At 36.4% G+C, this 1,609-nt stretch carries 2 pseudogenes; one reads left to right on the top strand and one right to left on the bottom strand.

From position 1 onward, the window contains the following. Positions 1-17 precede the first annotated feature (17 nt). Positions 18-1,187 (bottom strand): annotated as a pseudogene (locus tag ACN4EE_RS23210) (protein adenylyltransferase SelO); the annotation flags it as partial. A 106-nt stretch (positions 1,188-1,293) separates the two neighbouring features. Here ACN4EE_RS23210 and ACN4EE_RS23205 point away from each other — a divergent pair. Further along, positions 1,294-1,533 (top strand): annotated as a pseudogene (locus ACN4EE_RS23205) (IS66 family transposase); the annotation flags it as partial. Positions 1,534-1,609 lie beyond the last annotated feature (76 nt).

Here is a 1,609-nt window from a genome sequence, read left to right as displayed (position 1 = left end):
ACACTAAACCTTAAATCTTAATTCTTTATTTTTTCTAACAAATCATAAAAAGGTAGCCAGTTATCTTCCGTTGTAATGGGATGCCAAATAGCTTCAATAATTGCTCTAATTGGTACTATTTGGGGATTATATTGATTTAAACAAGACTGAATTTGATCCAATTCTTCCCTAACAAACATTTCTAAACATCGATGATATAACCTTTTCCAATCATCTAAATTATAACTTTTTATTTCACTATTTTCTAATACTATTTCATAATTATTATGCCAACCATAGTTAAATTGTTGTGCTAAATCTGCAAAGAATTGATGATAGCTATATTGGCTTTCTTTTAACAAATCAATAGTTTCTTGAACTAACCTTTTTCCCAAGTTATTATCTAGCTTGAAAAACCCTAATTTTTTCAGCATTAACTCTTGATAATAACCCTGATAGATGCGATCGAACCTTGCCAATTCCTGTTGTAAATCTTCCAAAGACATTACTAATCCCAAAGGTTTCTGTAACAATTCCAAATTCCAACGACAAATTAAGGGTTGATTGCCATAACTATATCTACCACCATAGTCAAAATAAGCCGAGGTAAAAGTAGGATCATAAGTATTAATAAAAGCATAAGGTCCATAATCGAAACTTTCCCCAGTAATAGACATATTATCAGTATTGAGAACCCCATGACAAAAACCAGCACTCATCCACTGTGCAGCTAATAAAGCCACCCTCTCAATTAACTCCGAGTAAAACTGAGTATAAGGCTTTTCTACCTTGGTTAAATGAGGATAATAGTAGAAAATAACATGATCCAGTAAATTTTGCACTAAATCAGGACGTTGAAAATAATATAACCGCTCGAAACTACCAAAGCGAATATGAGACTGACTAAATCTTACCATCACCGCGCTACGAGTAGGAGAAGGCTCATCCCCACGCCATAAAGCCTCCCCCGTTTCTATCAGCGAAAAACAACGAGAAGTATTCACTCCCATGCGAGACAAAGCCTCTCCAGCGATAATTTCCCTTATTCCCCCCTTCAAAGTTAACCTACCATCAGCTTGACGAGAATAAGGTGTTCTTCCAGAGCCTTTTGTGCCAAAATCATATAAAATCCCATCTTTCCCTCTGATTTGCCCATAAAGAAAACCCCTACCATCTCCCAATTGTGGATTATAAACCCCAAACTGATACAGTGCAACGGTAGTCGCCTTAGTCGCCTTGATGAGCGGGGTATATCGTCATTCTCACAGAATGATTGTATCGGCAATGGATGACTTTTTTGGAGTGAGGATGGCATTAGAACCGACAAATAATGAAGCCGAAAGAGCAATTCGTCCGGCGGTATTGTGGAAACGCACCAGTTTTGGGTCACAGAGTCAAGAAGGAAGTATCTTCGTGGGAAGAATATTAACGGTAGTGAGTAGTTTGCGTTGTCAAAATAGGAATGTTTTGGAATTTATGATTAACACAATCAAAGCTAGTCGAGAAGGAAGACAAACACCATCTTTAATTCCCCCATCACAAACGATTAGTTAAACCTTTTAATTGCATAACCCTCTGAACGCTTACTATATTTTTAGAGTGCTTAAATTTAGAGTTAAATATTAGTGAT

The sequence above is a fragment of the Geminocystis sp. CENA526 genome (genome assembly GCF_050753365.1).
GTDB lineage: Bacteria > Cyanobacteriota > Cyanobacteriia > Cyanobacteriales > Cyanobacteriaceae > Geminocystis.
This window is presented reverse-complemented; position numbering and strand designations above follow the sequence as displayed.